Annotated in this window: 1 protein-coding gene and 1 pseudogene; both read right to left on the bottom strand. The window is 47.1% G+C overall.

The window, feature by feature from the left end; translation table 11 throughout:
• Positions 1-163, bottom strand: a pseudogene (locus R7P74_RS29050) (allophanate hydrolase); the annotation flags it as partial.
• Positions 160-527 (bottom strand): 5-oxoprolinase subunit B family protein (locus R7P74_RS29045; RefSeq protein ID WP_318124177.1); only part of this gene is annotated, 368 nt, incomplete at its 5' end. The gene R7P74_RS29045 and the pseudogene R7P74_RS29050, both read right to left, overlap by 4 nt.

Raw genomic sequence — 527 nt, 5'->3', positions numbered from 1 at the left:
AACAATTCACGCGATTTCCAAGTAGATGATTAGCCCAACTGTAGGCGTAATCATCAACAGGGCCACCTTGCGTTATCCCGATGTGAGCAAGACCAAAACGGCCAAAGTCTTGAATCAGTGACAAAGGCCCTGACTTTTCAACTAATAATCCTGATGCGCTCATAACGCTCCCCCTAACTCAAGAAATTCCTGTTTTGATACCGCATAAAACGTGACCTTGTCACCAACTTCAAAAGGAATAAAAGGAGGAGTATCCGAAAAGAGTGCGAGTGGAGAGCGACCTATGATATTCCAGCCACCTGGACTGTCTGATGGGTAAACGGCGGTCTTACTATCGGCAATGCCGACACTTCCTGATGGCACAAACGTTCTCGGCGTTTTTAACCTAGGCATGGCGATACTCTCTTCCACATCAGAAAGAAAGGCGAAGCCAGGTGCGAACCCAATCGCGGAAACGGTATATACCGGCTTTGTATGAGCATCAATAAGCGCTCCGAGATCAATGCCTTGTTCTTCAAAACGCTTCA

The organism is Vibrio sp. 2033 (genome assembly GCF_033339735.1).
This window is presented reverse-complemented; position numbering and strand designations above follow the sequence as displayed.